The sequence below is a fragment of the Limimaricola sp. AA108-03 genome, assembly GCF_050847355.1.
Taxonomy (GTDB): domain Bacteria; phylum Pseudomonadota; class Alphaproteobacteria; order Rhodobacterales; family Rhodobacteraceae; genus Limimaricola.
Map to the genome: position 1 here is coordinate 1,065,734 of NZ_CP193755.1, position 23,771 is coordinate 1,089,504.

Annotated in this window: 20 protein-coding genes; 9 read left to right on the top strand and 11 right to left on the bottom strand. The window is 68.2% G+C overall.

Annotated features, from left to right (window positions below):
- Positions 1-34 precede the first annotated feature (34 nt).
- Positions 35-742 carry an aspartate/glutamate racemase family protein gene (locus ACRAQ3_RS05250; RefSeq protein WP_432255912.1) on the bottom strand — a complete coding sequence of 236 codons (708 nt, stop codon included), beginning with the start codon at positions 740-742 and terminating at the stop codon, positions 35-37.
- A 1-nt stretch (position 743) separates the two neighbouring features.
- Complete coding sequence (gene cobS / locus ACRAQ3_RS05255) at positions 744-1,730, bottom strand: cobaltochelatase subunit CobS (protein ID WP_269396960.1); 987 nt, start codon at positions 1,728-1,730, stop codon at positions 744-746.
- Between the two features lie 172 nt (positions 1,731-1,902).
- Between cobS and ACRAQ3_RS05260 the strand changes: the two genes are divergently transcribed.
- Both ACRAQ3_RS05260 and ACRAQ3_RS05265 read left to right on the top strand, forming a co-directional pair.
- Entirely contained in the window at positions 1,903-2,457 is a 555-nt protein-coding gene (locus ACRAQ3_RS05260; RefSeq protein WP_432255913.1) for a sigma-70 family RNA polymerase sigma factor, read from the top strand.
- Entirely contained in the window at positions 2,454-3,146 is a 693-nt protein-coding gene (locus ACRAQ3_RS05265) for an anti-sigma factor (RefSeq protein ID WP_432255914.1), read from the top strand. The genes ACRAQ3_RS05260 and ACRAQ3_RS05265 overlap by 4 nt, the downstream gene beginning before the upstream one ends.
- Before the next feature lie 90 nt (positions 3,147-3,236).
- On the opposite strand, the gene ACRAQ3_RS05270 is transcribed toward ACRAQ3_RS05265, so the two are convergent.
- The 3 genes from ACRAQ3_RS05270 to gatB form a co-directional block, all read right to left on the bottom strand.
- Positions 3,237-3,884, bottom strand: a complete 648-nt coding sequence (locus tag ACRAQ3_RS05270) for a DnaJ domain-containing protein (protein ID WP_432255915.1) — start codon at positions 3,882-3,884, stop codon at positions 3,237-3,239.
- Between the two features lie 105 nt (positions 3,885-3,989).
- The gene (locus ACRAQ3_RS05275; protein ID WP_432255916.1) at positions 3,990-4,394 is read right to left on the bottom strand and encodes a DUF4177 domain-containing protein; all 405 of its coding nucleotides are present in this window, start codon (positions 4,392-4,394) and stop codon (positions 3,990-3,992) included.
- 22 nt (positions 4,395-4,416) lie between these two features.
- Positions 4,417-5,940: an Asp-tRNA(Asn)/Glu-tRNA(Gln) amidotransferase subunit GatB gene (gene gatB / locus ACRAQ3_RS05280; protein ID WP_432255917.1), complete on the bottom strand. Its 1,524-nt coding sequence runs from the start codon at positions 5,938-5,940 to the stop codon at positions 4,417-4,419.
- A gap of 252 nt (positions 5,941-6,192) precedes the next feature.
- Between gatB and ACRAQ3_RS05285 the strand changes: the two genes are divergently transcribed.
- Both ACRAQ3_RS05285 and ACRAQ3_RS05290 read left to right on the top strand, forming a co-directional pair.
- Complete coding sequence (locus tag ACRAQ3_RS05285) at positions 6,193-6,813, top strand: transglycosylase SLT domain-containing protein (protein WP_165761369.1); 621 nt, start codon at positions 6,193-6,195, stop codon at positions 6,811-6,813.
- Positions 6,814-6,926: 113 nt separating this feature from the next.
- Complete coding sequence (locus ACRAQ3_RS05290) at positions 6,927-7,832, top strand: transglycosylase SLT domain-containing protein (protein ID WP_432255918.1); 906 nt, start codon at positions 6,927-6,929, stop codon at positions 7,830-7,832.
- Between the two features lie 4 nt (positions 7,833-7,836).
- Here the strand turns inward: ACRAQ3_RS05290 and ACRAQ3_RS05295 are convergent, their stop codons facing one another.
- From ACRAQ3_RS05295 to pepN, 3 genes are all read right to left on the bottom strand, one after another.
- Entirely contained in the window at positions 7,837-8,700 is an 864-nt protein-coding gene (locus ACRAQ3_RS05295; protein ID WP_269396954.1) for a lysophospholipid acyltransferase family protein, read from the bottom strand.
- A 158-nt stretch (positions 8,701-8,858) separates the two neighbouring features.
- Complete coding sequence (locus ACRAQ3_RS05300) at positions 8,859-9,419, bottom strand: type 1 glutamine amidotransferase domain-containing protein (protein WP_432255919.1); 561 nt, start codon at positions 9,417-9,419, stop codon at positions 8,859-8,861.
- 83 nt (positions 9,420-9,502) lie between these two features.
- Positions 9,503-12,055 carry an aminopeptidase N gene (gene pepN, locus ACRAQ3_RS05305; protein ID WP_432255920.1) on the bottom strand — a complete coding sequence of 851 codons (2,553 nt, stop codon included), beginning with the start codon at positions 12,053-12,055 and terminating at the stop codon, positions 9,503-9,505.
- 123 nt (positions 12,056-12,178) lie between these two features.
- On the opposite strand from pepN, the gene ACRAQ3_RS05310 reads away from it, so the two are divergent.
- The 4 genes from ACRAQ3_RS05310 to ACRAQ3_RS05325 all read left to right on the top strand — a co-directional run bounded on the left by ACRAQ3_RS05310 (position 12,179) and on the right by ACRAQ3_RS05325 (position 16,101).
- Positions 12,179-12,439, top strand: a complete 261-nt coding sequence (locus ACRAQ3_RS05310) for an OadG family protein (RefSeq protein ID WP_432255921.1) — start codon at positions 12,179-12,181, stop codon at positions 12,437-12,439.
- Between the two features lie 133 nt (positions 12,440-12,572).
- On the top strand, positions 12,573-14,741 hold the full coding sequence (locus tag ACRAQ3_RS05315; protein WP_432255922.1) for a malate synthase G: 2,169 nt from the start codon (positions 12,573-12,575) through the stop codon (positions 14,739-14,741).
- The gene (locus ACRAQ3_RS05320; RefSeq protein WP_432255923.1) at positions 14,741-15,169 is read left to right on the top strand and encodes a GlcG/HbpS family heme-binding protein; all 429 of its coding nucleotides are present in this window, start codon (positions 14,741-14,743) and stop codon (positions 15,167-15,169) included. The genes ACRAQ3_RS05315 and ACRAQ3_RS05320 overlap by 1 nt, the downstream gene beginning before the upstream one ends.
- A gap of 149 nt (positions 15,170-15,318) precedes the next feature.
- A complete protein-coding gene (locus tag ACRAQ3_RS05325; RefSeq protein ID WP_269396948.1) occupies positions 15,319-16,101 on the top strand; it encodes a gamma-glutamyl-gamma-aminobutyrate hydrolase family protein in 783 nt (260 codons plus the stop codon).
- Between the two features lie 105 nt (positions 16,102-16,206).
- Here the strand turns inward: ACRAQ3_RS05325 and ACRAQ3_RS05330 are convergent, their stop codons facing one another.
- The 3 genes from ACRAQ3_RS05330 to ACRAQ3_RS05340 form a co-directional block, all read right to left on the bottom strand.
- Positions 16,207-19,530 (bottom strand): error-prone DNA polymerase, encoded by a 3,324-nt coding sequence (locus ACRAQ3_RS05330; protein WP_432255924.1) that lies wholly within the window; start codon positions 19,528-19,530, stop codon positions 16,207-16,209.
- Between the two features lie 70 nt (positions 19,531-19,600).
- Complete coding sequence (locus tag ACRAQ3_RS05335) at positions 19,601-21,451, bottom strand: Y-family DNA polymerase (RefSeq protein ID WP_432255925.1); 1,851 nt, start codon at positions 21,449-21,451, stop codon at positions 19,601-19,603.
- Between the two features lie 204 nt (positions 21,452-21,655).
- A complete protein-coding gene (locus tag ACRAQ3_RS05340) occupies positions 21,656-22,258 on the bottom strand; it encodes a hypothetical protein (protein WP_432255926.1) in 603 nt (200 codons plus the stop codon).
- A 190-nt stretch (positions 22,259-22,448) separates the two neighbouring features.
- Between ACRAQ3_RS05340 and ACRAQ3_RS05345 the strand changes: the two genes are divergently transcribed.
- Complete coding sequence (locus ACRAQ3_RS05345; protein ID WP_432255927.1) at positions 22,449-23,768, top strand: cytochrome-c peroxidase; 1,320 nt, start codon at positions 22,449-22,451, stop codon at positions 23,766-23,768.
- Positions 23,769-23,771: the final 3 nt, after the last annotated feature.

A 23,771-nucleotide genomic window follows, 5' to 3' on the forward strand; every position in this document is an offset into this window, starting at 1 on the left:
CCGTGGGAGAGAATAGCGCGGCGCGCGCCGCGGGTCAGGGGGCCTGGAGGTCGAGCGGGTCCGCGCCACTGGCCAGATCAGCCAGCCGCGCCACGTGGACGTCGAGCGCGTCGATCACCGGGTAGCCGGGGTCCTGACCGTCGAACACGAGGTTCAGATCGGTGCCGGCCAGCACGATCGCCTCGGCTCCCAGATCCTCGACCATCCGGCGCCCCGCTTCGATCAGCGCGGTACGGGTCGAGGCGTCGCAGCGCCCCGCCACCGCCAGATCCTGATAGAGCTGGCCCAGAACCTCGATCTCGTCGTCGAGCGCCACCGCCTCGGTGCGCGCCAGCTGGTCGTAGAGGCGGCTGCGCATCACCACGCGCGTGCCCAGAAGCCCAACCCGCGACAGGCCTTTCGCGGCGAAATGGGCGTCGAGCGGCTCGACACCAGAGACCAGCGGCAGCGACGCTCGCGCGAGCGTCTCGGCATAGCAGAAATGGCCGCCGAGCGAGGTGATCGCGGCGCAATCGGCGCCGGCAGCTTTCAGCCTGTCGATCAGCCCGGCATAGATTTCGGCCTGCGCCTCACGCCGGTCTGCGAGATTGTTCTCGATCAACGTGTGGATGTCGGCCTGCACCACCGTCAGCTCCAGCGGCGCGCCGCGCGCGCGCATCGCGTCGCAAAGCCGCTGGTAATAGACGATGGTCGCCGCCGGGCCGATGCCTCCGATCAGGCCGATATGCAGCCCGGTCGCCATGTCAGCGTCCGGCGGTGCTCACCGCGCTCTCGGGCAGCTCCTCGTCGAAGCAGCGCTGGTAGAACTCGGCCACGGTCTGGCGCTCCAGCTCGTCGCACTTGTTGAGGAACGAGAGCCGGAAGGCATAGCCCACGTCGCGGAAGATCTCGGCGTTCTGGGCCCAATTGATCACGGTGCGCGGGCTCATCACGGTCGAGAGATCACCGTTCATGAAGGCGGTGCGGGTGAGATCGGCCACGGTGACCATCTGCGAGATGGTCTGCCGCCCCTCGGCGGTGTTGTAATGCGGCGCCTTGGACAGCACAATCGCCGCCTCGGCGTCGTGGCTGAGATAGTTCAGCGTCGCGACGAGCGACCAGCGGTCCATCTGCGCCTGGTTGATCTGCTGGGTGCCGTGATAAAGGCCGGTGGTGTCACCGAGACCCACCGTGTTGGCAGTGGCAAAGAGGCGGAAATACGGGTTCGGCGTCAGCACCTGGTTCTGGTCCATCAGCGTCAGCTTGCCGTCGGTCTCCAGCACCCGCTGGATCACGAACATCACGTCGGCGCGGCCCGCGTCGTATTCGTCGAAGACGATGGCGCAGGGGTGGCGCAGCGCCCAGGGCAGGATGCCTTCGGCGAACTCGGTCACCTGCTTGCCGTCCTTGAGCTTGATCGCGTCCTTGCCGATCAGGTCGATGCGAGAGATGTGACTGTCGAGGTTGACGCGCACGCAGGGCCAGTTCAGCCGCGCTGCGACCTGCTCGATATGGGTCGATTTACCGGTGCCGTGATAGCCCTGCACCATGACCCGGCGGTTGGCGCCGAAGCCCGCGAGAATGGCGCGGGTGGTGTCGGGGTCGAACTTGTAGGTCGGGTCAATGTCGGGCACCCGGTCCGAGCGCTCGGCGAAGCCCTTGACCTTCATGGCGCTGTCGAAGCCGAAGGTCTCGCGGATGTCGATCTCCTCGGTCGGGCGGGCATTGGGGTCGGTCTGGGCGTCGGCCATGATGATCCTTTCGCGTGCGGGCAAGGGCCCTTTTCGGCGGTCGCGCAAGTGATGGAGCATCGCGCAGCGGGGTTCAAGGGCCGCGGGATGCGACCATGAGCCGGGCCCCGCTTGCCTTTTCGGGGCGGGGCGTCATTGTCTGCAACCAGAGTGACGGGGGAACTTCAGCATCATGTCGCGCCAGACCGAGATCGAGGCGATGATCGGCCGCGTCGCGCTGGGCGATCGCGTGGCCTTCGGCGCGCTTTATGACGCGACCTCCGCGAAACTCTTTGGGATCTGCCTGCGTGTGTTGAACGACAGGGCCGAGGCCGAGGACGCGCTCCAGGAGATTTTCGTGAAGCTGTGGCATAATGCGGGGCGCTACCAGGTGAACGGGCTGAGCCCGATGACTTGGCTGATCACCATCGCCCGCAACCATGCCATCGACCGGCTGCGGGCACGGCGCAAGGCCGAGAGCCGGGGGGGCGGCGACATGGATGCCGTTGCCGATCTGGCCGATGCCAGCCCGGGACCAGAGGCCCTGGCCGTCGCGGCTTCGGAAAACCAGAAGATCGACCGCTGCATGTCAGAGCTTGAGCCCGATCGTGCCGCGGCGGTGCGGGGGGCCTATCTGACCGGCGAGAGCTATGCCGAGCTCGCCGAGCGGCACGGCGTGCCGTTGAACACGATGCGCACATGGCTGCGGCGCAGCCTGATGCGTCTGAAGGAGTGCCTGACGCGATGACCGGTCCCGGCGATCACCACGAGGACGATGCCGTTCTGGCCGCCGAGCACGTGCTGGGATTGCTCGGGGGCGAGGAGCTCGACCGCGCCGAACGACGGCTCGAGACGGATCCGGATTACCGCGCGCTCCATGCGGCCTGGGCCGAGGATTTCGTCTCGTTGACGCAGGACATGACGCCGGTGACCCCGCCCGCTCGGGTGCGTAACGCGATCGACCGGCGGCTGTTCGGGGCGCGGCGCGAAGGGTTGCTGCGGCGGCTGGGGCTGTGGCCCGCGCTTTCGGCGGCGGCACTGGCGGCGGGGACGTACCTCGTCGTCACCAATCTCGACCTGCTGCGCCCGGGGCCGGAAGCTCCCCCGTTCGGCGCCGAGATCGCGGCCGAGGATCGCAGCCTCGTGGTGCGTGTGGCCTTCGATCCCGATGCGCCTGAGATGCTGCGCGTATTGCGCCCCAGTGGCGCGGCGGCACCGGGCCGGGCGCTGGAGCTGTGGCTGATTGCGGGTGATGCGGCGCCGGTGTCGCTTGGCGTGCTGCCGGAAGATCGCGAGGGGCGCGTGGCGGTGCCCGAGGATCTGCAGCCGCTGCTGTCGCAGGCGGTACTCGCGATCTCCGACGAACCGGCGGGCGGATCGCCCACGGGGGCGCCCACCGGCGCGGTGCTCGGCGCGGGGCCGGTCACGCGCCTCTGAGCCACGGCCCGCAGGGCCCGAACCGGTTCATTCACGAAGAGAGACGGACGCTCCCGCGCCGCGCAATGCGGCGTGAGGCGGCCCTCTTGATCAATCCTTGTCGCGAAAGGACTTGCTGTCCTTGATCTGGTCCCACGCCCAGACCACCTCGGAGAGCTGCTCCTCCTGGCTGCGATCGCCGCCATTCATGTCGGGATGCAGCACCTTGATCAGCGCCTTGTAGGATTTTCGGATCTCGGCCTTGGACCAGCTGTCCTTGGCGTCGAGCACCTCGAGCGCGCGGCGCTCGGTGGCAGGCAGGCGGCGGGTATGGCCCTGCTGGGCCGCGTTCTTGCCAGGGTTGCGGGTGGCGTTTTCACCCAGCACCTGGTGCGGGTCGTCGACACCCAGACGCGCCCAGGCGCGCTGTTCCTCGCTGCGCTTGCCGAAGGGCTTGGTCGACCGGCCCCAGACCCGGTCGTTCTCGACCTGCTCGCTGAACTCGGCCTCGGTGCTGCCGTCGAAGAAGTTCCACTTCAGGTTGTACTCGCGCACGTGCTCTTTGCAGAACCAGAAGTAGTCATCGAGGATATCGGGTGATTTCGGGGCGCGGTACTTGCCGGCCTCCTCGCAGCCCGGGTGGTCGCAGACCCGCGTCGAGGTCTCGAAGGCGCCGGACATCCCGCGTCTGCCGCGCGGGTTTTTCTTCTTCGATGCCGATACCGACATATCGAAACCGAAGGGGTCGTTCTTTGCCATGCTCTGCCTCATCCTTTCGAGTCGGACGCGGCAGTTTAGTCCAAAGAGCCGGAGATTGAAGGGGCGGAGGGCATTTTCCGCCCCTTCGGCGTCGGCCCGCCGGGATCAGTCGCCGCGGTTCGCGGTGACCTGCGGCGCCGGACGGTCGGGGATTTCCTGCGCCTCCCGGGCGCCGGGCACCGGCCGCGCGGCGGCGGGGGTCTCGGCGCGGCTGGCGCTCAGCCCCTGCTGCGCGGCCATCGGCTCGGCCGCCACGGGCGTGGCGGCGGGCTGAGCCCCGGTGGCGCGGCGGAACACCAGCACCGAATGGTAGACGGTGCTGCGACCGCGCAGGCCCTGGCGCTCCTCGCAGGGCAGGGTCTCGGCGCGCAGATATTCCCAGCCCTTCGCGCCCAGCTCGTTGATCGTGCCCTGCAACGCATGGGCATAGCGATCCTCGCCGGTCTTCAGGCCGCGCTCCTTGACCCCGCGCTTGGGCGCGGGAACGACGCGATACTCGTAGGCGGTCATGGCGCTCTCCTCCGGCACGGGCTCAGAGCCCGAGCTTCTGCGTGACGATCTGGTTGACGGCGGCGGGGTTGGCCTTGCCGCCGGTGGATTTCATCACCTGGCCCACGAACCAGCCCGCGAGCTTGGGGTTCTGCTTGGCCTTCTCGACCTGCGCCGGGTTGGCGGCGATGATCTCGTCGACCGCCGTCTCGATGGCACCGGTATCCGTGACCTGCTTCATGCCACGCTCCTCGACGATCTTCGCCGGGTCGCCGCCCTCGGTATAGACGATCTCGAACAGCTCCTTGGCGATCTTGCCCGAGATGTCGCCCTTGGCGATCAGCGCGACGATGTCGCCCAGCTGCGCCGGGCTGACCGGGCTCTGTTCGATACCCAGATCGTCCTTCTTGAGCCGGCCGAACAGCTCGTTGATGACCCAGTTCGCGGCGAGCTTGCCATCCTTGGCGCTGTCGAGGTGGTTCACCACTGCCTCGAAGTAGATGGCGTTGGCGAGCTCCGCCGTCAGCACGCCCGCATCGTAATCCGACAGGCCCATATCGCCCATGAAGCGCGCCTTCTTGGCGTCGGGCAGTTCCGGCAGATGCGCCGCGATGTCGTCGACCCAGGCCCGCTCGATCTCGAGCGGCAGCAGGTCGGGGTCGGGGAAGTAGCGGTAGTCATGCGCCTCTTCCTTGGAACGCATCGACCGGGTCTCGTTCTTGTCCGGATCGTAGAGGCGGGTTTCCTGCACGACGCTGCCGCCATCCTCGAGGATCGCGATCTGGCGCCGCGCCTCGAAATCGATCGCGGCCTGGATGAAGCGCATCGAGTTCATGTTCTTGATCTCGCAGCGGGTGCCGAGATGCGAGAAGTCCTGCGTCTCCTGATAACGCTCGTAATCGCCGGGACGGCAGACCGAGACGTTGACGTCGGCGCGCAGGTTGCCGTTCTGCATGTTGCCGTCGCAGGTGCCCAGGTAGCGCAGGATCTGGCGCAGCTTGCCGACATAGGCGGCGGCTTCCTCGGGGCCACGGATGTCGGGCCGCGAAACGATCTCCATCAACGCCACACCGGTGCGGTTGAGATCGACGAAGGACATGTTCGGGTCCATGTCGTGGATCGACTTGCCCGCGTCCTGCTCGAGGTGGATGCGCTCGATGCGCACGCGGCGGGCAACGCCCGCGCCCATCTCGACGATCACTTCGCCCTCGCCGACGATCGGGTGGTAGAGCTGGCTGATCTGGTAGCCCTGCGGCAGGTCCGGGTAGAAATAGTTCTTGCGATCAAAGGCCGAGCGCAGGTTGATCTCCGCCTTGAGCCCGAGCCCGGTGCGCACCGCCTGCGCCACGCAGCCCTCGTTGATCACCGGCAGCATGCCCGGCATGCCCGCGTCGATGAAGGACACATTGGAATTGGGCTCGGCGCCGAACTCGGTCGAGGCGCCGGAGAACAGCTTGGCACGGGTGGCGACTTGCGCATGCACCTCGAGGCCGATCACCAGCTCCCAATCCCCGGTCGCGCCCGCGATCACCTTGGGGGCGGGGGCCTCGAATGTCAGGTCCAGCATGGGAGCCTCTCCTTGCACGGTTGTCGCGGGCCTGATTAGGCGCGAATGACCGTTTCTTCAAGGGTCGGGAGAGCGCGCGCGGCTCGGCGGAGCCGCGCAGCCGCTGGGCGGTATCCCGCCGAAAATCCAAGCGGATGGAGCACGGACTCGACAGCCGCACGTGCTGCGGGAGAGATCGACGCCAGTTGCTGCCACAACGGACCAATACGAATAATGTTCCCGACACGTGTATCCGCGCGTTTGCGCCGCCTCATGCCGATCGCGCTGCTCTCGCTAGGTGCTGCCTGTGCCCAGATTCCCGAGCCCGAGGTGGAGGCCGCCGCTCCTGCCGCGCTACCGGTGATGGCCTGGGACCACCGCCCCGAAAGCGCCCGATGGACCGATGCGACGCTGGCCGCGCTCAAGGCGCATGGCGCGCCGCTGCTGAGCCAGGTGCCCGGCGACATCGCGAACTGGTGCCCCGGCTATGCCGAAGCCTCCGAGGACGAGCGCGCCGCCTTCTGGGCCGGGATGCTCTCGGCGCTGGCCAAGCATGAAAGCACATGGAACCCCGAGGCCGTCGGCGGCGGGGGCAAGTGGTTCGGGCTGGTGCAGATCGCGCCCGCCACCGCGCGCAGCTATGGCTGCGCCGCCGGCAGCGGTTCGGCGCTCAAGGACGGCGTCGCGAACCTGTCCTGCGCCGTGCGCATCGCCGCGCGTACCGTGCGCCGCGACGGTGTCGTTTCGGCGGGCATGCGGGGTCTCGCGGCCGACTGGGGCCCGTTCCACTCTTCGAGGAAACGCAACGAGATGGCGAACTGGACCCGCAGCCAGAGCTACTGTCAGCCACGTCAGACCGCGCAGGCCGCCGCCAAATCGAAACGGGCCGGCTGAGGCGGATGCCTGTCGCCGCCGCGACACAGGCGCCACGTCAAGAGGGGCAACCTCGCGGCATTGCGCCATTTTCGCGTTGCATCGTGTCTTGGCGCCGGTGCAGTTATCCCCCCATGCTCGTGGCACTGATGATCCTGGGGGGATCGATGGCCGTGATGCCGGGTTCGATGGTCCACGCCGAGCCGTCGGACCCGGCGCAAATCCTCGCGGCTTCCATCGAGATGCGAGACGATGCGGACGAGCCGCCACGAGACACACCTGTACCGCCGCGGACAGGTCCCGAGCCGCCTCGCCGCGCGTTTTCGACCGTGATCGCGCCCGAGCTTCAGGCCGATCCGCAACCGGACATCGTGCTGCGCCCGATGTCTCGCCCCGCGACGCTGGCGGCCAAGGCCCCCGATGGCGAAGCGGGACTGCGCCCGCGTGCCCGCGATCCGTTCCTGCCGGAGGCGCGCTGGGACGGAAAGCCGGGCACCGGGATCTGGACCCGTGGCCTGATGTCGGCGTTGCGCGGCCCGGCCTCGGATCTGGCCGAGGTGGTCCCGGCCGACATCGCGACCTGGTGCCCGGCCTATGCCGAGAACCCGCCGCGGCTGCGCCGCGCCTTCTGGGTCGGCGTGATGTCGGCTCTGGCGCGGTTCGAGAGCCGGCACCGCGCCGATGCGGTGGGAGGGGGCGGGCTCTATCACGGGCTATTGCAGATCCTGCCCGGCACGGCGCGGGGCTATGGCTGCGTCGCACGCGACGGCGCGATGCTGCGCGATCCGGTCCGCAACCTCAGCTGCGCCGCCCGGATCATGGCCCGGACCGTCAAGCGCGACGGCGCGGTGGCGATGAAGGACGGCCGACGTGCGGGCATCGCCGCCGATTGGGGCCCGATGACCAAGCCCGCGATGCGCGCCGAGATGGCGGCCTGGACCCGGGAACAGAGCTATTGCCAAAGCGGCACGCTGCTCACGGTGCCGCGCCCGCAAGCGCGCCCTCAGCAGAGCCTCGAACGATCGGGCGTAGCGTCCTGACGCTTCAGGCCCGCCCGCGCAGCACCGAGCGGGTCGAGCGCACGAGGCTCACCGTCGGTGCGTCGCGTCCGCCCAGCGCCAGCGTCGCGCGGCGCAGCATCTCGATGCCATCCTCGGATTTCGATGGCAGCGCGGCGGGTGAGATCTCTTCGCCCACGGTGATGACATAGGGCTGACGATCCTTGTTCAGCATCTCGTGGAACAGGGTGATGTCGCGCAGCGTCGGGTGGATCAGGTCGAAGAGGTAGAACAGCGCCGAGTTGCGGGCGCGGATGTTCACCGGGATCACCGGCAGGTCGAACTTGCGCGCCAGCATCGCCGCCGACGGCATCCAGGGCCGCTCGTGCAGTCGGAGCCCACGCCGTTTCGCGAGCCGACCCGACGGGAAGATCACGCCCAGCCGGCCTTCCTTCACCGCCTGCTTGGTCAGGTCCATCGTCACCTTGGTCTTGGCGTGGCTGCGCTTCTCCTTGCGCCACTCCACCGGCACGATCAAATCCTCCATCTGAGGCAGCACCCGCAGGATGTCGCCATTGGCGTAGATGAAGAGATCGGGACGGATCGTCTTGAGCGCGTGATAGAGCATGATCCCGTCGGCGATGCCGGTGGGATGGTTGGCGACGATGAGAGCGGGCCCATGACGCGGCACATTGTCGAGCCCCACCACGGTGAGATGCCGCGCCAGCAGGTCACCCATGTCACCCATGATGCGGGAGGTGGGCTCGTCGCGCAGTTCGGTGCCGATCGCGACCGTGCGGTCATAGGACAGGGCGAGGTGCAAAAGACCGCGCAACGGCCTCACGAGAGGTGATTGCCGGAACATCCAGGGCGCGCGCTCGGCAATCAGCGGGTCAATGCGGTCTTTCATGGAGCTTTAATAACCATTCCCACGCGGCAGTTCCGTGACAATTGCTGGATCGCTGTGCATTTGGCAATGGCAGTGGCCCTTGGACGGGCGGAACGGCGGCTGCGCGCCACAATCTGGAATGGATGCGGCAGCACGCCACCGCACCCATTTCGCGTGGATCACGCGGCTTGGCGGGGGTGTCTGCCCTCGCGGATTTCCTCGATGATCTTGGCCACGAAGGCGTCGAGATCACCGGGATTGCGGCTGGTCACGATGCCCTGATCGGTCGCGACCTGCTTGTCCACGACATTGGCCCCGGCGTTCTTCAAATCGGTGCGGATCGAGGGGTAGGAGGTCATCTCGCGCCCGCGTACCACATCGGCCTCGATCAGCAGCCAGGGCCCGTGGCAGATCGCCGCGACGATCTTGCCGGCGGCGGTGAAGTCCTTCACGAGCCGCACCGCTTCGGGCTTGGTGCGCAGCACGTCGGGGTTGATCTGGCCCCCCGGCAGCACGATGGCGTGATAATCATCCACCTTCGCATCCGAGATCTTCAGGTCGACATCGGCCTTCGGGCCCCAATCCGTCTCGTCCCAGCTCTTGATGGCGTCACCGTCGGGGCTCGCGACATGCACTGTGGCGCCGGCCTCGCGCAGCTTGTCGCGCGGCACCTCCAGCTCGACCTTCTCGAAGCCGTCGGTGGCGATGATGAGGATCTTCGCGTCCTTGATATCGGTCATGTCCGTCTCCTTGCGGTTCGGGTCTTCGCTGCCCGAACCGCAAGGAGGGAGGGGGCGTTCCATGCCGCCCCCTCACGGACGCGTCAGCCGGCCAGCATGCGCCCGACCATCTCGGAGGTATCGCGGCTGAGCCCCTCGGTCCCGGCAATCCGCTCCAGCTCGGCCCGGATCAACGCCTGCCGCTCGGGGGCGTAGCGCTTCCAGGTCGAGAAGGCCTGAGTCATCCGCGCCGTGGTCTGAGGGTTAAGCGGGTCGAGCTTCAACAGCCAATCGGCCAGCAGCCGGTAGCCCGCGCCGGAGGGGTGATGAAATCCCGCCGCGTTGCCGGCGAGCGCACCGAACACGGCGCGGAAGCGGTTCGGGTTCTTCCAGTCGAAGGCCGGGTGCCGGGTCAGTGCCTCGGCGGTGTCTGCCGCCGCCTCGGGCTTGGCGGCGGCGACCTGCAGACCGAACCATTTGTTCATCACCAGCCGCTCATGGCGCCACTGCTCCTCGAAGGCCGTCAGCTCGGCCTCGCCCTCTCCGATCGTCAGCAGCGTGCCCAGCGCCGCGATCTGCTGGGTCATGTTGTCGGCGGCGCGGAACTGCGCCCGCGCCCGGTCGCCGCCTTCGGTGAGCGACAGCAGCGACAGCGCGGCATTGGTGAGCGCGCGGCGGCCGGCATCCTCGGCTTCAGGACTGTAGGGACCGCTGACCTGATGCGCCTCGTAGAGGCGGGTCAGCACGTCATCCAGCCGTGCCGAGATGGCGCGGCGCAGCGCCTCACGCGCCTCGTGGATCGCCGTTGGATCGGGTGCCTGACCGGTTTCGAAGATCGCCTGCGCCAGCTCATCCTCGCCCGGCAGGGCCAGAAGCTGGGCGCGGAAGGCCGGGTCGAGGCTCTCGTCGGCGATGCCGCGCCCCAAGGCGTCGATATAGCCCGCATGCGGGCCGTCGCCGTCGAGGATCATCGCCATGAGGCCGGTACGGGCGAGGACGCGCCCCGCCTCCCACTTGTTGAACGGATCGGTGTCATGCGCGAGCAGGAAGGCGCGGGTCTCGTCGGACTGTTCCTGCTTGAGGATCACGGGGGCGGAGAAGCCGCGCAGGATCGACGGCACGGGCCGGGCCGAGAGACCGTCGAAGGCGAAGCTCTGCTCGGCCTCGGTCAACTCCAGCACCTGCGTCGGCACCACCTCGTCGCCATTGGGGTTCAACAGCCCCACCGCCACCGGGATCACGACCGGCTGCTTCTCGGTCTGGCCCGGGCTCGGCGGCGTTTCCTGCCGGAGCGTGAGCGTGTAGCGACCGTCGGACCAGTCCTCGGCCACGTGAACGCGGGGCGTGCCCGCCTGGCTGTACCAGCGCGCGAATTGCGTCAGGTCCCGGCCGGTCGCGTCCCCGAAGGCTTTGAGCCAGTCCTCGATCGTCACGGCCTGGCCGTCATGGCGCTCGAAATAGAGGTCGAGCGCCTTCCTGTAGCCCTCTTCCCCCACCAGCCTGCGAAGCATGCCGACCAGTTCGGCACCCTTCTCATAGACGGTGACGGTGTAGAAATTGTTGATCTCGACGAAGCTCTCGGGCCGAACCGGGTGGGCGAGGGGGCCGTTATCCTCGCGGAACTGGGCCGAGCGCAGCAGCATCGCGTCGCCGATCCGCTTCACCGCGTGGGAGCGCATGTCGCCGGTGAACTGCTGGTCGCGGAACACCGTGAGACCTTCCTTGAGGCAGAGCTGGAACCAGTCGCGGCAAGTGACGCGGTTGCCGGTCCAGTTGTGGAAATATTCATGCGCGATGATCGCCTCGATCCGCTCGAAATCGGCATCGGTGGCAGTGGCGGGCGAGGCGAGCACGGCGGAGGAGTTGAAGATGTTCAGCCCCTTGTTCTCCATCGCACCCATGTTGAAGTCGTCGACCGCGACGATGTTGAACACGTCTAGATCGTATTCGCGGCCATAGACCTCCTCGTCCCATTTCATCGACTTCTTCAGCGCCTCCATGCCGAAGGCGCATTTGTCGATATCGGCCTCGCGAACCCAAAGGTTCAGCGCGACCTCGCGGCCGGACATGGTGGTGAAGCTGTCGGAATGGGCAACGAGATCGCCCGCGACCAGCGCGAAGAGGTAGGCGGGCTTGGGCCAGGGGTCGTGCCATTCGGCGAAACCCTCGCCCGAGGTGCCGGGGTTGCCGTTCGACAGCAGCACCGGCTGGTCGCTCTCGATCCGCACGTGGAACGGCGCCATCACGTCGGGGCGGTCGGGATAGAAGGTGATCGCGCGAAAGCCTTCGGCCTCGCACTGGGTGCAGTACATGCCGTTCGAACGGTAGAGCCCTTCGAGCGCGGTGTTGTTCTCCGGGTCGATCTCGACCTCGGCCGCGAAGGTGAAGGGGGCGTCGGGGGCGTCGAGCCTGAGACCGCCCTCGACCAATTCCGGCGTGACCGGGGCGCCGTCGACATGCGCCGAGATCAGCTTCAGCTGCTCGCCATGCAGGAAGAACTCCCGTCCGGTGGCGTCCGGGTTGGGCCGGAAGCGGATTTCGGACAGCACCCGCGTCGCATGCGGCGCAAGCCGGAAGGTCAGGCGCATCTCCTCCACCAGATAGGCGGGCGGGGTGTAGTCCCTGAGATAGACGGTGCGGGGATCGTGCTGTGTCATGTCAGGGAACCTTTCGCTGAACCTTCGGGCCTGCCGGACGTTAGGGCCGCAACAGGGGGCCTTCAAGCGCGCCCCCGACCGCGACCGCCCCTGCCGGCGCGGCAACCCGTGAGGAGAAGTGACATGTCCGCCCCGCATACAGACGTCGAGAAACAGGAAAAACGCCACAAGGGCCCCCTGACCGGCATGGCCATCGTCGCCGTCTTCGGCGTGCTGCTGATACTCTTCCTCGTCTTCATCGGCTTCGGCCAGGGCAACGAGCCCGAAGCCGAGAGCACCGTCGAAGCCGTGGGCAGCGGAGAGGTCGAGCAGGCCGATGACGCCGAGATCGTCGGCGCGCCCGAGCAGATCAACGATACCGTCGGTACCGCCGAGCAGCAGTGAGCCATAGGCGACCGACCGGGAAGGGCGCGGGTCCTCCGATCCGCGCCCTTCGCGCGTCACGGCGAGATCGAGTTGCCGCACCTGCCGGGATCGATTAGCCATTTGCACGAAGAACACGAGGAGGAGACGGCAGATGGCCGAGAGGATCGACAAGCACGGGCTGATGGTGGCGCCCGAGCTGGTGCAATTCATCAAGGAAGAGGCGCTTCCGGGGACGGGGATCGACGCCGACGACTTCTGGAAAGGCTTTGCCGCGCTGGCGCAGGAATTCGGGCCGCGCATCCGTGACGCGCTGTCGGTGCGCGCGAAGATGCAGGCCGAGATCGACGCCTGGCATCTGAGCCGCAAGGGGCAGCAGATCGACCCGGCCGAATACCGGCAGATGCTGGAGGGCATCGGCTACCTGACGACCGAGGGCGATGATTTCGAGATCGGCACCGAGAACACCGATCCCGAGATCGCCACCACGCCCGGGCCGCAGCTGGTGGTGCCGATCACCAATGCCCGCTTCGCGCTCAACGCCGCGAATGCGCGCTGGGGCAGCCTCTATGACGCGCTCTACGGCACCGATGCGCTGGGCAGCCTGCCGCAGGGCAAGGGCTATGACGAGGAGCGCGGCGCCGAGGTGATCGCCTGGGGCCGCAAGCATCTCGACGAGGTCGCCCCGCTCGACGGCGCCTCCTGGGCCGAGATCGACCGGCTGGAGATCAAGGGCGGCACGCTGATCGGCTGCAAGGGCGATGCCGAGCACGGTCTCAAGGAGCCCGAGCAGTTCGCGGGCTCGAAGACCGACGGCAAGGCCGAGTTGCAGGTGCTGCTGGAAAAGAACGGCCTGCTGATCGAGATCGTGGTCGATCCGTCGAGCCGGATCGGCGGCTCGGACCGCGCCGGCATCTCCGACATCCGGCTCGAGAGCGCGATCTCGACCATCATGGATTGCGAGGATTCGGTCGCGGCGGTCGATGCCGAGGACAAGGTGCTGGCCTATCGCAACTGGCTCGGCCTGATGCAGGGCACGCTTTCGGCCACCTTCCAGAAGGGCGGCGAGGAAATGACCCGCCGCATGGAGGGCGACCAGCACTTCACCGCGCCCGACGGCTCGGCCCGGACCGTCAAGGGCCGCTCACTGATGCTGGTGCGCAATGTCGGCCACCTGATGACCAACCCGGCGATCATCGGCAAGGATGACGAGCGCGAGATCTCCGAGGGTCTGATGGACGCGGTGATCACCGTGCTCATCGCCATGCACGACCTGAAGAAGACCGAAGGTCCGCGCAACTCGGTGCATGGCTCGGTCTACATCGTGAAGCCGAAGATGCACGGCCCCGACGAGGTGAAGCTTTCGGACGAGATGTTCTCCGCCGTCGAGAAGATGCTCGGCCTGCCGCAATACACGGTCAAGCTCGGCATCATGGACGAGGAGCGCCGCACTTCGGCCAACCTCAAGGAATGCATCCGTGCCGCGAAGAACCGGGTGGCCTTCATCAACACCGGCTTCCTCGACCGTACCGGCGACGAGATCCATACCTCGATGGAAGCCGGGCCGATGATCCCCAAGGGCGAGATGAAATCCTCGGCCTGGATCCAGTCCTACGAGGATCGCAACGTCGATATCGGCCTCGCTTGCGGGCTGCGCGGCAAGGCGCAGATCGGCAAGGGGATGTGGGCGATGCCCGACCGGATGGCCGATATGCTCGAGCAGAAGATCGGCCACCCGAAGGCCGGTGCGACCTGCGCCTGGGTGCCGTCTCCCACCGCCGCGACGCTGCACGCGACGCACTACCACCATGTCGACGTGCTGGCGCGGCAGGAGGAGATCGCCCAGGGCGGTGCCCGTGGCACGCTCGAGGACCTGCTGACGATCCCGCTCGCCACCGGTCGCAATTTCGACGATGCCGAAGTCACCCGCGAGATCGAGAACAACGCGCAGGGCATCCTCGGCTACGTGGTGCGCTGGATCGACCAGGGGGTCGGTTGCTCCAAGGTGCCCGACATCAACGATATCGGCCTGATGGAGGATCGCGCAACCTGCCGGATCTCGTCGCAGGCGCTGGCCAACTGGCTGCATCACGGCATCGTCTCCAAGGAGCAGGTGATGGCCGCCATGAAAAAGATGGCCGAGGTGGTGGACCGCCAGAACGAGGGTGATCCGCTTTACAAGCCGATGGCCCCGCATTTCGACAGCCTCGCCTTCCAGGCGGCCTGCGACCTCGTCTTCGAGGGCCGCAAGCAGCCCTCGGGCTATACCGAGCCGGTGCTGCATCGCCGTCGCCTCGAACTCAAGAATCTGGAGAACGTCTGATGAGCAAGCTCAACATCGACGCCGCGCGCACCATCATCCGTGAAACCCTCGCCAAGGCGCATGAGATGGGCCTGAAGCCCATGTCGGTGATCGTGCTCGACGCGGGTGGCCACCCGCTCGCCTTCGAGCGCGAGGACGGCGCATCGCCCGGCCGCTATGCCATCGCCGAGGGCAAGGCCTACGGCGCGGTGATGCTGGGCATGCCCGGCTCGGCGCAGATGGCGCGCGCCGAGGCGCAGCACTACTTCATGACCGCCGCCAACGGCGCCTTCGGCGGCAAGGTCGTGCCGGTCCCCGGCGGGGTGATCGTGCGCGGCGCCGATGGCGAAGTGCTGGGTGCGGTCGGGGTCACCGGCGACACCTCCGACAACGACGCCGAGGCGGCTCTGGCGGGGATCGCGGCGGCCGGGCTCACCGGCGCTGCCTGATCCTCGTTCCGGATAAGGGCGACTTTCGGGGCTGGTAATGTGCCTCGATTGACGGCGAATGTGCGCGCGGTCCGGGTCTCCCGGGCCGCGCGATGCTTTTCAGAAAGACCGTGGCTGTATATCTGTAAGGAGCAGCAACCGGAGCGATCATGACCCGTCCCGTCATCGGAATCATCGGCAACAACCACGTCATCGACGGCCATTACGTCACCCATGGCGGGGGTGCGATGAACTCCTCCGCGGTGTCGCAGGTGGCAGGCGGCCTGCCACTGGTGATCCCGGCGGACCCCAAGCTCGTCTCGGTCGAGGAACTGCTGGAGGCCTGCGACGGCTTCCTGCTCACCGGCGGGCGGCCCAACGTGCACCCGGACGAATACGGCGAGGCGGAGACGCCGGCGCATGGGGCGTTCGATCGCTCGCGCGACGCCATCACCCTGCCGCTGGTGCGCGCCTGCGTCGAGCGCGGCCAGCCCTTTCTGGGCATCTGCCGCGGGTTTCAGGAGGTGAACGTGGCGATGGGCGGCTCGCTCTATCCCGAAATTCGCGACCTGCCGGGCCGTTCCAATCACCGAATGCCCCCCGACGGCACGCTTGAGGAGAAATTCGCGCTGCGCCATGTGGTGACGCTGAGCGAGGGGGGGCCGTTCCATCGGCTGTTCGGCGCACGCGAGGTGCTGACCAACACCCTGCACGGGCAGGGGGTCAAGCGGCCCGGCCGCCGTATCGTGATCGATGGCCACGCGCCGGACGGCACGCCAGAGGCGCTTTATGTCGAGGGTGCGCCGGGCTTTACCATGTCCGTGCAGTGGCACCCGGAGTGGAATGCCGGCGCCGACCCGGTCTCGCGGCCGCTGTTCGAGGCCTTCGGCGCGGCGGCGCGGGACTGGGCAGCCTGCAAGGGTGCCCCCGCCCAAGCGCGGCGCAGCGCCTGAGACGCTGCCGCTCGGTATCGGCCGGCACTTTGCGTATTTGAAGAAAGATGAATGGGAGGGCGTCCCCTTGGTTCATCTTTCCGTAAATACGAATGGCGCAACATCTCAGTGAAAATCCCGGCTTTTCGGCAGGATGCGCGCATTGCGGGGATGCCCGTTCGTGGGCGCGTCGCTGCCGCGCGCCGAGCCCTGCACCGGGTTCTTCACCGCGTCGGCATGGCTCAACGGCGGGACGAGGCCGCCGGGCGCGAGCCGAGTGAGCGCGTCGGAGCGGTCCTCCAGCCGCTGCGCCACGAAATGCACGATCTCCACGTCGCGCTGCACGTAGCCTTCGACCACCAGAAGCCGTGCCTGCATCACCACGCGGCGGAACTGCGCCATCACCTTGGGCCAGACCACGATGTTGGCCACGCCCGTCTCGTCCTCGAGCGTGATGAAGCACACCCCCTTGGCGCTGCCCGGTTTCTGCCGGATCAGCACCAGCCCGGCGAGCTTCAGCCGCCGGCCCTGATCTGCGCGGTTCAACTCGGCGGCGCTGGCATAGCCTTGCGTGGCCAGGCTGCGGCGCAGGAAAGCCATGGGATGCGCCTTCAGCGACAGCCGCAGCGTCTGGTAGTCGGCCACCACCTGCTCGCAGACCGGCATGGCCGGCAGCGGCACCGGCACCTCCGCGCCTTCGTCGCGTGCCTCCCGAAACAGCGGCAGGTCGGGCGCATCGCGCAGACCCCGCGTTTCCCATAGCGCCTGTCGGCGGTCGAGAAACATCGAACGCATCGCATCCGCCTGGGCCAGCCTGCGCACCGTCTCCGCGCCGATCCCGGTGCGGCTCTTCAGCGCCTCGGGGGTCTCGAAGGGCGCATCACGCGCCGCCACGATCCGCGCCGCCGTCTCGGCCGCGAGCCCGCCCACCATGCGCAGCCCCAGCCGCACCGCGAAGCCGCCCGTCGAAATCGGCTCGAGCGTGCAGTCCCAGTCCGACATGTTCACGTCCACCGGTCTGACCTCGACCCCATGCTCGCGCATGTCGCGCACGATCTGCGCGGGGGCGTAGAAGCCCATCGGCTGGCTGTTCAGCAGCGCCGCGCCGAAGGCGCCGGGAAAATGGCATTTCAGCCATGACGAGACATAGACCAGATGCGCGAAGCTTGCCGCGTGGCTCTCGGGAAAGCCGTATTCGCCAAACCCTTTGATCTGCTCGAAGCAGCGCGTCGCGAACGCCTCGTCATAGCCGCGTGCCACCATCCGCCCGACCATCTTCTCCTGCAAAAGCGCGATCGTGCCACGAGATCGGAAGGTCGCCATGGCCTTGCGCAACTCGTTCGCCTCGGCGGGCGAAAACCGGGCCGCGTCGATGGCGATCTTCATCGCCTGTTCCTGAAAGATCGGCACGCCCAGCGTCCGGCCAAGGATCGACTTCAACTCCTCGGGGTCGTGCGGCGCGCCGGGCGAGGGGTATTCGACCGCCTCCTCGCCGGCGCGGCGGCGCAGGTAGGGATGCACCATGTCGCCCTGGATCGGGCCGGGGCGGACGATGGCGACCTGAATGACGAGGTCGTAGAAGGAGCGCGGGCGCAACCGCGGCAGCATGTTCATCTGCGCCCGGCTCTCGACCTGGAACACGCCAAGACTGTCGGCGCGGCACAGCATGTCGAAGACGCGCGGGTCCTCGCGCGGGATCGAGGCGAGGTCCTCGCGCCGCCCCCAATGCGCCGCTACCAGGTCAAGGCTCTTGCGGATGCAGGTCAGCATGCCGAGCGCGAGGATATCCACCTTGAGGATGCCCAGCGCGTCGATGTCGTCCTTGTCCCACTCGATGAAGCTGCGATCGGGCATGGCGCCGTTGCCGATCGGCACGGTCTCGGTCAGGGGCCGTTCTGTCAGGATGAAGCCGCCGACATGCTGGGAGAGGTGGCGCGGCATTCCCACCAACTGCCCGGCGATCAGCAGCGCCTTGCGCAGCAGCGGATCGGTAGGATCGAGCCCGGCCTCGCGCACGTTCTCCTCGGCGATGCCGCTGCCCCAGTGGCCCCAGACGGTCTTGGCCAGCGCGCCGGTCACGTCCTCGGACAGCCCCATCACCTTGCCCACCTCGCGGATCGCGGATCGGGGGCGGTAATGGATCACCGTGGCGCAGAGCCCCGCGCGCGCGCGGCCGTACTTGGCATAGATGTGCTGGATCACCTCCTCGCGCCGCTCATGCTCGAAATCGACGTCGATATCGGGCGGCTCCTTTCGCTCGTCGGAAATGAAGCGCTCGAACAGCAACTGGTGCTGCGCCGGGTCGACAGCGGTGATGCCCAGCACGAAGCACACGGCCGAGTTCGCCGCCGATCCGCGTCCCTGGCACAGGATCGGCGGCTGTGCCTTTTCCCGCGCGAAGCGGATGATGTCGTGAATGGTGAGGAAATAGCGTGCGATGTCGAGCCGGCCGATCATCGCCAGTTCCTTGCGCAGCACAGTATGGGTGGCGGGGGGAATGCCCTCGGGCCAGCGTGCCGCCGCCCCTGCCCATGTCAGTTTTTCGAGATAGTCCTGCGGGCTGCGGCCTTCGGGCACCACCTCGCGTGGATACTCGTATGCCAGTTCCTCCAAGTCGAACCGGCAAGCATCGGCGATCTCGCGCGTGGCGCGGATCGCATGCGGCCACTCCGCGAAAAGCCGCATCATCGTTTCCGGCGATTTCAGGTGCCGCTCGGCATTGGGCAGCAGCCGGTCGCCGGCCTCCGCCAGAACCATCCCCTCGCGGATGCAGGTCATCACATCCTGCAGCGGCCGCCGTTCGGGCGCATGATACAGCACGTCATTGGTCGCCATCAGCGACAGCCCGGCGTCGCGGGTCATGCGGTCAAGCGCGTTGATCCGGGCCCGGTCGCAGCCCCGGTAGAGATAGGAGGCCGCGACATGGCCGAGGCCGGGCAAGCGTCGCACAAGCCGGGGCAGGGCGCTCCCGAGCCCTGCAAGGTCGTCCGGCGGCAACAGGATGAGCTTCAGCCCCTCGGCATGCTCGGCCAAATCGCCAAGGGTGATCTCGCAGATCCCCTTCTTCTGCCAGCGTCCCTCCGGATCGCGCATCTTGCCCTTGGACAGCAGCACCGAGAGCCGGCCATAGGCGGCGCGGTCGGTAGGATAGGCGAGGAACGTCTCGCCGGTGGTCAAGACGAGCCGCGCGCCGATTACCGGCCGCAGGTTTACCTTCTTCGCTGCGATATGCATCCGGACCACGCCTGCCAGCGTGTTCAGATCGGCGATGCCCAGCGCGTCATAATTCTGGTGCCAGCCCTGTACCGCGAGTTCGACAGCGTCGGAGGCACCGCGCAGGAAGGAAAAGCAGGTGGCGAGGCCCAACTCGACATATGGCGCGGCCGGGTTCGGCGGGAAGTTTTCCTCCGAGGATACCTCGCGACGCGGCGGCTTCTCGATCTCCGGCATCAGCGTGGTCCCGGTCTTTTGCAAAAGACCGTGCCGGAGTTTTGGAAAACTCCGGTTCTGTCGTATCGGCTCATGCAAAAACCCCGTGCACGAACCAGCGGGGCTCGGCACCGCGCCCATCGCCAAGAAGCCCCTCGCGGTAGAGCCAGAAGCGCCGGCCGGTGTGGTCCTCGATGCGGAAATAGTCGCGCAGGCGCGTACCCGGCCGATCGCGCCACCATTCCGGTGCGATCCGCTCGGGTCCCGCGAAGCGCGCCACGCGCAGCCGCTGGCGGCGCCAGAGGAGCTGCGCGGGCGGGCCTTCCGGAACGGCGTAGAGCACGCGCACCTCCTCGGGAGGTTCGAACAGCCGCAGCGGGCGATGCGCGCGCGGTGGAAAGGCGCGCCGTGGCAAATGCAGCGCCGGGCACCACAGCATCTGCCGCTCGGGGAGGTGGCTCGGCATTGGCAGGGGCCGGGTCAGGGTGCTCATGCCGAAGCGTGCCGAGAGGCGGTCGATCAGCCGCGCGAGATCCTCGGCATCATCGGCCGTCCCGTCGAGCCGGCGCTGGCGCTCGGGCAGCGCTTCGGCCACCAGCGCGGCCAGCGTGATCAGGTCGAAGCCGAAGCCGGGATCGAGGCCGTCGAGCCGCCCTTCGAACAGTCGCACCATGTGAGCGGGATCGAGCGAGGGCTGCGAGGTCGCGGCCTGCGCCTGTGCCACCTCGCCATCGGTGCGGTAAAGCGCCAGTCCGAGCCGCCGGGCGCCGAAGCCCGCCGCGACGAGCCCGGCGCAGAGCTCTTCGGCCAGCGCGGGCAGATGCGGCACCGGATCGATCACCGGCTCCGCGAGCCGGGTCTGCACGGCGAAGCGCGGCGGGTCGTCTGGGCTGTCGACCGGTTCGGGCGTGCGGCCGGAAAGCTGATCGAGGCGCAGGAGCGGGTCCGCCCCGGGCGCGCCTGCGCGAAACCGGCGCGCGAGCGAGAGGCGCGGCACGGCGCGCAGCGCGCCGATGGTCGAGAGGCCAAGCCGGTCGAGCAGTTGCACGGTGGCGGCGTCGAGCCGCAGCGCCGCCACGGGCAGCGGATCGGTGCGCGCGAACAGCGCGTCAGGATCGCAGATCGCCGGGGCGAAGCGGGCCAGCGCCCAAGCCGCGCCGCGCGTGGGGGCAATGGCGGTCCGGGCGGTGAGACCGAGGCCCGCCAGGCGGTTCTCGATCTCGGCCCGCATCGCCGCCTCGCCGCCCCAGAGATGTTCCGAGCCGGTGATGTCCATGATCAGCGCGTCGGTTCCGTCCATCGCGGTCCAGGGACACCAGCGCCGGGCCCAGAGCATGAGCCGTTCCAGCGCCGCCGTGTCGGCGCGGGGCTCGGCAAAGGCGGTGCGCAGCTCGGGGCAGAGCGCGCGCATGTCGACGACGCGCGCGCCCGGGCCGATCCCCAGCGCCTCGGCGGCCGCGTTCACCGCGTGGATCACCGGTCCGTGCGGCCCCTCGATTGCCAGCGCCAGCGGCACGTCATCGGGCAGGGCCCGGCCGTGCCGCGCCGCATGGGCCTGCCAGCGCTCGATGGCAAAGCGCGGCAGGTGCAGCGACAGGATACGCCGCGCCATGATGCCTCGGGCAGCCTCGGCCTCGCCGGGCGTCGTCGATCCGCCCGACATGCAGCCGGTCCCCTGGGGCCGCCCGCCAGCCGCATCCGGCCCGGCGCGCCAGCGCGGGCGGGGCATCCCCACCGGTGTGAAAACCTCCTGCTCCTGCTTCTGTTTCGACGCTGCCGGCTCGGCCGGTGTCGCGCCTTCGGCCCCCGATGTGGCCTCGGTCGCCGCGCGCAGTGCCTCGGCCGCCCGCGCAAGGCGGCGGGGGTCGGCGGCGCGGGGCCGGGCTTCGGTCGTTCGAGGCGCGGAAAAGGCGAGGACGGGCAGCTTGTCCTCGCCACTCATCGTCGGCGTCCGCTCTGTGCGATGCGCGAATGCGCTCGGACTGCCTCGGGCGGCGCGGGCCATGGCAATGCGCGGCGCGGCGTCCCCCAGAACACCGCCCCTGTCATCGCCTCGCCCTCGAGGCCGTCGCGAAAGCGCGCGTCACGGCCGGTCTCTCGCACTCGGAATGCCTGTGGGCCGGATGCCGGCCCAGCCCGGCAGGGCTCAGGCCATGGCGCGCCGCGCTTCCGCCGCATCCATGTCGATCGCATGGTCGAACGCCAGATCTCCGCTCTGCGGGTCATGACCGGCCACCCAGCGTCCCGGCGCGCGGAACCGCGTGCGAAACAGCTCGGCGCTCCACAACGCCGCGCCAGGCGCGCGCGCGTCGTCCGGCTCGGGCCGGGCGGGCAAGGCGGCGACGCGCCATCGCTCTCGCGCCGCGCTCAGTTCCGGCGCGGTGCCGCGCCGGATCAGCCACGCCGGGATGCCATGCGCCTCCGAACGCAGCGCCAGCCGCTTGGTCGCGGTGAAGTCCACCGCCGGGGCGATGCCCCAGATCTCGCCGATCACCGCGCCCAGCGCCGGGCAGCCGAGTCCCTGCTCCATCGCCCAGAGCACGTCCTGCGCCCGCGATACCTGCAGGTGCAGGATCTCGTAGCCCCCGAGACCTGGTGGAAACGGCCGCCCGCTCTCGCGCAACGACAGCCGATCCTGTATCCACAGTACCGGCCCGCCTCCGGGATCGAGATGCGCCAGCGCGAAGGCCGGAGCGGCAGCATCCACCGCCGTTTCGGGAAATATCTCCGACAGGGTGGGCTGGCGCAACGCCGCGGGCCTGCGCGGCAGCGCGTTCGAAGGGGCGGGGCATGAAGCGGGGGGCGACCACGTCACGGGTTCTCTCTGCAAATCAATGTTCTGTATTTGTTCTAGTCCGCCCGCAGCGTTGCGTCAAATGTTGTCTGCGTCATTGCACCGCGTGAAGCGCTGCGGCACCTTCCGTCGAAGGGGGAGTGACATGACAGCGAAGACGACGATAACGCTGGCCTTTCTCGGCTGGGCCGGGACGGGGCTGGCGCAGGATCTGCCCGCGCCGCTCGATGACGCGGCCTGGCCCGACGTCGATCCGCGCGAGGCGGCGCTGGGGCAATTGCTGTTCTACGACCCGCTTCTCTCGGGCAATCGCGAGGTCGCCTGCGCCACCTGCCACCACCCCGAATTCGGCACCTCCGACGGGCTGTCGCTGTCTTTGGGCGATGGCGGACAGGGGCTCGGACCGCTCCGCACCGTCGATCCCGAGAACCCGCCCGAACAGCGGGTGCCGCGCAACAGCCAGGCGCTGTGGAATGTCGGCGCGCTGGAATACGTGTCCATGTTCCATGACGGGCGGGTCGAGATGGATCCGGGCGCACCCAGCGGCATGCGCACGCCGCTCGATGCCGACATGGTCGCGGGCTTCGCCTCGATGCTCTCGGCTCAGACCATGTTTCCGGTGCTCAGCCCCGACGAGATGGCGGGTCACTACAGCGAGAACGAGGTGGCGCAAGCGGTGCGGCTTGGAATGCTGACCGGGCCGGGCGGCGCATGGGATCTCATCGCGCGGCGCGTGGCGGCAATTCCGGATTACGCGGTGCGCTTCGAGGATACCTATGGGCTTGCCCCGGAGGAGATCGGCTTTACCGACATCTCGGACGCCATCGCGGCCTTCATCACCTTCGAGTTCCGCTCCGATACCAGTCCCTTCGATGCGCGGCTGCGCGAGGGGGCGCCGCTCGATCCGCAGGCCGAGGCGGGGTTGGCATTGTTCTATGGCGCGGCGGGCTGCGCCGATTGCCATTCGGGCCCGTTCCAGACCGATCACGGCTTTCACGCCATGGGCGCGCCGCAACTCGGCCCGGGCAAGGCCGCGCGGTTCGAAAGCCACGCGCGCGACGAGGGGCGGTTCCGGGTCACCGGCCGGGCCGAGGATCTCCATGCGTTCCGCACGCCTTCCCTGCGCAACGTGGCGCTCACCGCGCCCTATGGCCATGCCGGCAGCCATGCGAGCCTGCGCGGTTTCGTGGCCGATCATCTCGACCCGGCGGCGGCGCTGCCCGGCTATGACCGGGGGCAGGCGGTGCTGCCCCGGATGGAGGTGTCGGATTGGCGCATCCTCGACGACCCCGCCGAAAGCGAGGCCATCGCCTCGGCGGTGACGCTGCCGCCGGTTAAGCTCGCAGCTGACGAGATCGACGCGCTGGTGGCGTTTCTGGAGATCTTGACCGACCCGGTGGCACGGGTCGGACGGCTCGGCATTCCCGAAACGGTGCCCAGCGGCTTGCCGGTGCCGATGCCCTGAGGG

Coding starts and splice junctions, on each gene's coding strand:
- ACRAQ3_RS05250 (WP_432255912.1), bottom strand. CDS start 742: ATGGCGACCGGGCTGCATATCGGCCTGATCGGAGGCATCGGCCCGGCG.
- cobS (WP_269396960.1), bottom strand. CDS start 1,730: ATGGCCGACGCCCAGACCGACCCCAATGCCCGCCCGACCGAGGAGATC.
- ACRAQ3_RS05260 (WP_432255913.1), top strand. CDS start 1,903: ATGTCGCGCCAGACCGAGATCGAGGCGATGATCGGCCGCGTCGCGCTG.
- ACRAQ3_RS05265 (WP_432255914.1), top strand. CDS start 2,454: ATGACCGGTCCCGGCGATCACCACGAGGACGATGCCGTTCTGGCCGCC.
- ACRAQ3_RS05270 (WP_432255915.1), bottom strand. CDS start 3,884: ATGGCAAAGAACGACCCCTTCGGTTTCGATATGTCGGTATCGGCATCG.
- ACRAQ3_RS05275 (WP_432255916.1), bottom strand. CDS start 4,394: ATGACCGCCTACGAGTATCGCGTCGTTCCCGCGCCCAAGCGCGGGGTC.
- gatB (WP_432255917.1), bottom strand. CDS start 5,940: ATGCTGGACCTGACATTCGAGGCCCCCGCCCCCAAGGTGATCGCGGGC.
- ACRAQ3_RS05285 (WP_165761369.1), top strand. CDS start 6,193: ATGCCGATCGCGCTGCTCTCGCTAGGTGCTGCCTGTGCCCAGATTCCC.
- ACRAQ3_RS05290 (WP_432255918.1), top strand. CDS start 6,927: ATGCTCGTGGCACTGATGATCCTGGGGGGATCGATGGCCGTGATGCCG.
- ACRAQ3_RS05295 (WP_269396954.1), bottom strand. CDS start 8,700: ATGAAAGACCGCATTGACCCGCTGATTGCCGAGCGCGCGCCCTGGATG.
- ACRAQ3_RS05300 (WP_432255919.1), bottom strand. CDS start 9,419: ATGACCGATATCAAGGACGCGAAGATCCTCATCATCGCCACCGACGGC.
- pepN (WP_432255920.1), bottom strand. CDS start 12,055: ATGACACAGCACGATCCCCGCACCGTCTATCTCAGGGACTACACCCCG.
- ACRAQ3_RS05310 (WP_432255921.1), top strand. CDS start 12,179: ATGTCCGCCCCGCATACAGACGTCGAGAAACAGGAAAAACGCCACAAG.
- ACRAQ3_RS05315 (WP_432255922.1), top strand. CDS start 12,573: ATGGCCGAGAGGATCGACAAGCACGGGCTGATGGTGGCGCCCGAGCTG.
- ACRAQ3_RS05320 (WP_432255923.1), top strand. CDS start 14,741: ATGAGCAAGCTCAACATCGACGCCGCGCGCACCATCATCCGTGAAACC.
- ACRAQ3_RS05325 (WP_269396948.1), top strand. CDS start 15,319: ATGACCCGTCCCGTCATCGGAATCATCGGCAACAACCACGTCATCGAC.
- ACRAQ3_RS05330 (WP_432255924.1), bottom strand. CDS start 19,530: ATGCCGGAGATCGAGAAGCCGCCGCGTCGCGAGGTATCCTCGGAGGAA.
- ACRAQ3_RS05335 (WP_432255925.1), bottom strand. CDS start 21,451: ATGAGTGGCGAGGACAAGCTGCCCGTCCTCGCCTTTTCCGCGCCTCGA.
- ACRAQ3_RS05345 (WP_432255927.1), top strand. CDS start 22,449: ATGACAGCGAAGACGACGATAACGCTGGCCTTTCTCGGCTGGGCCGGG.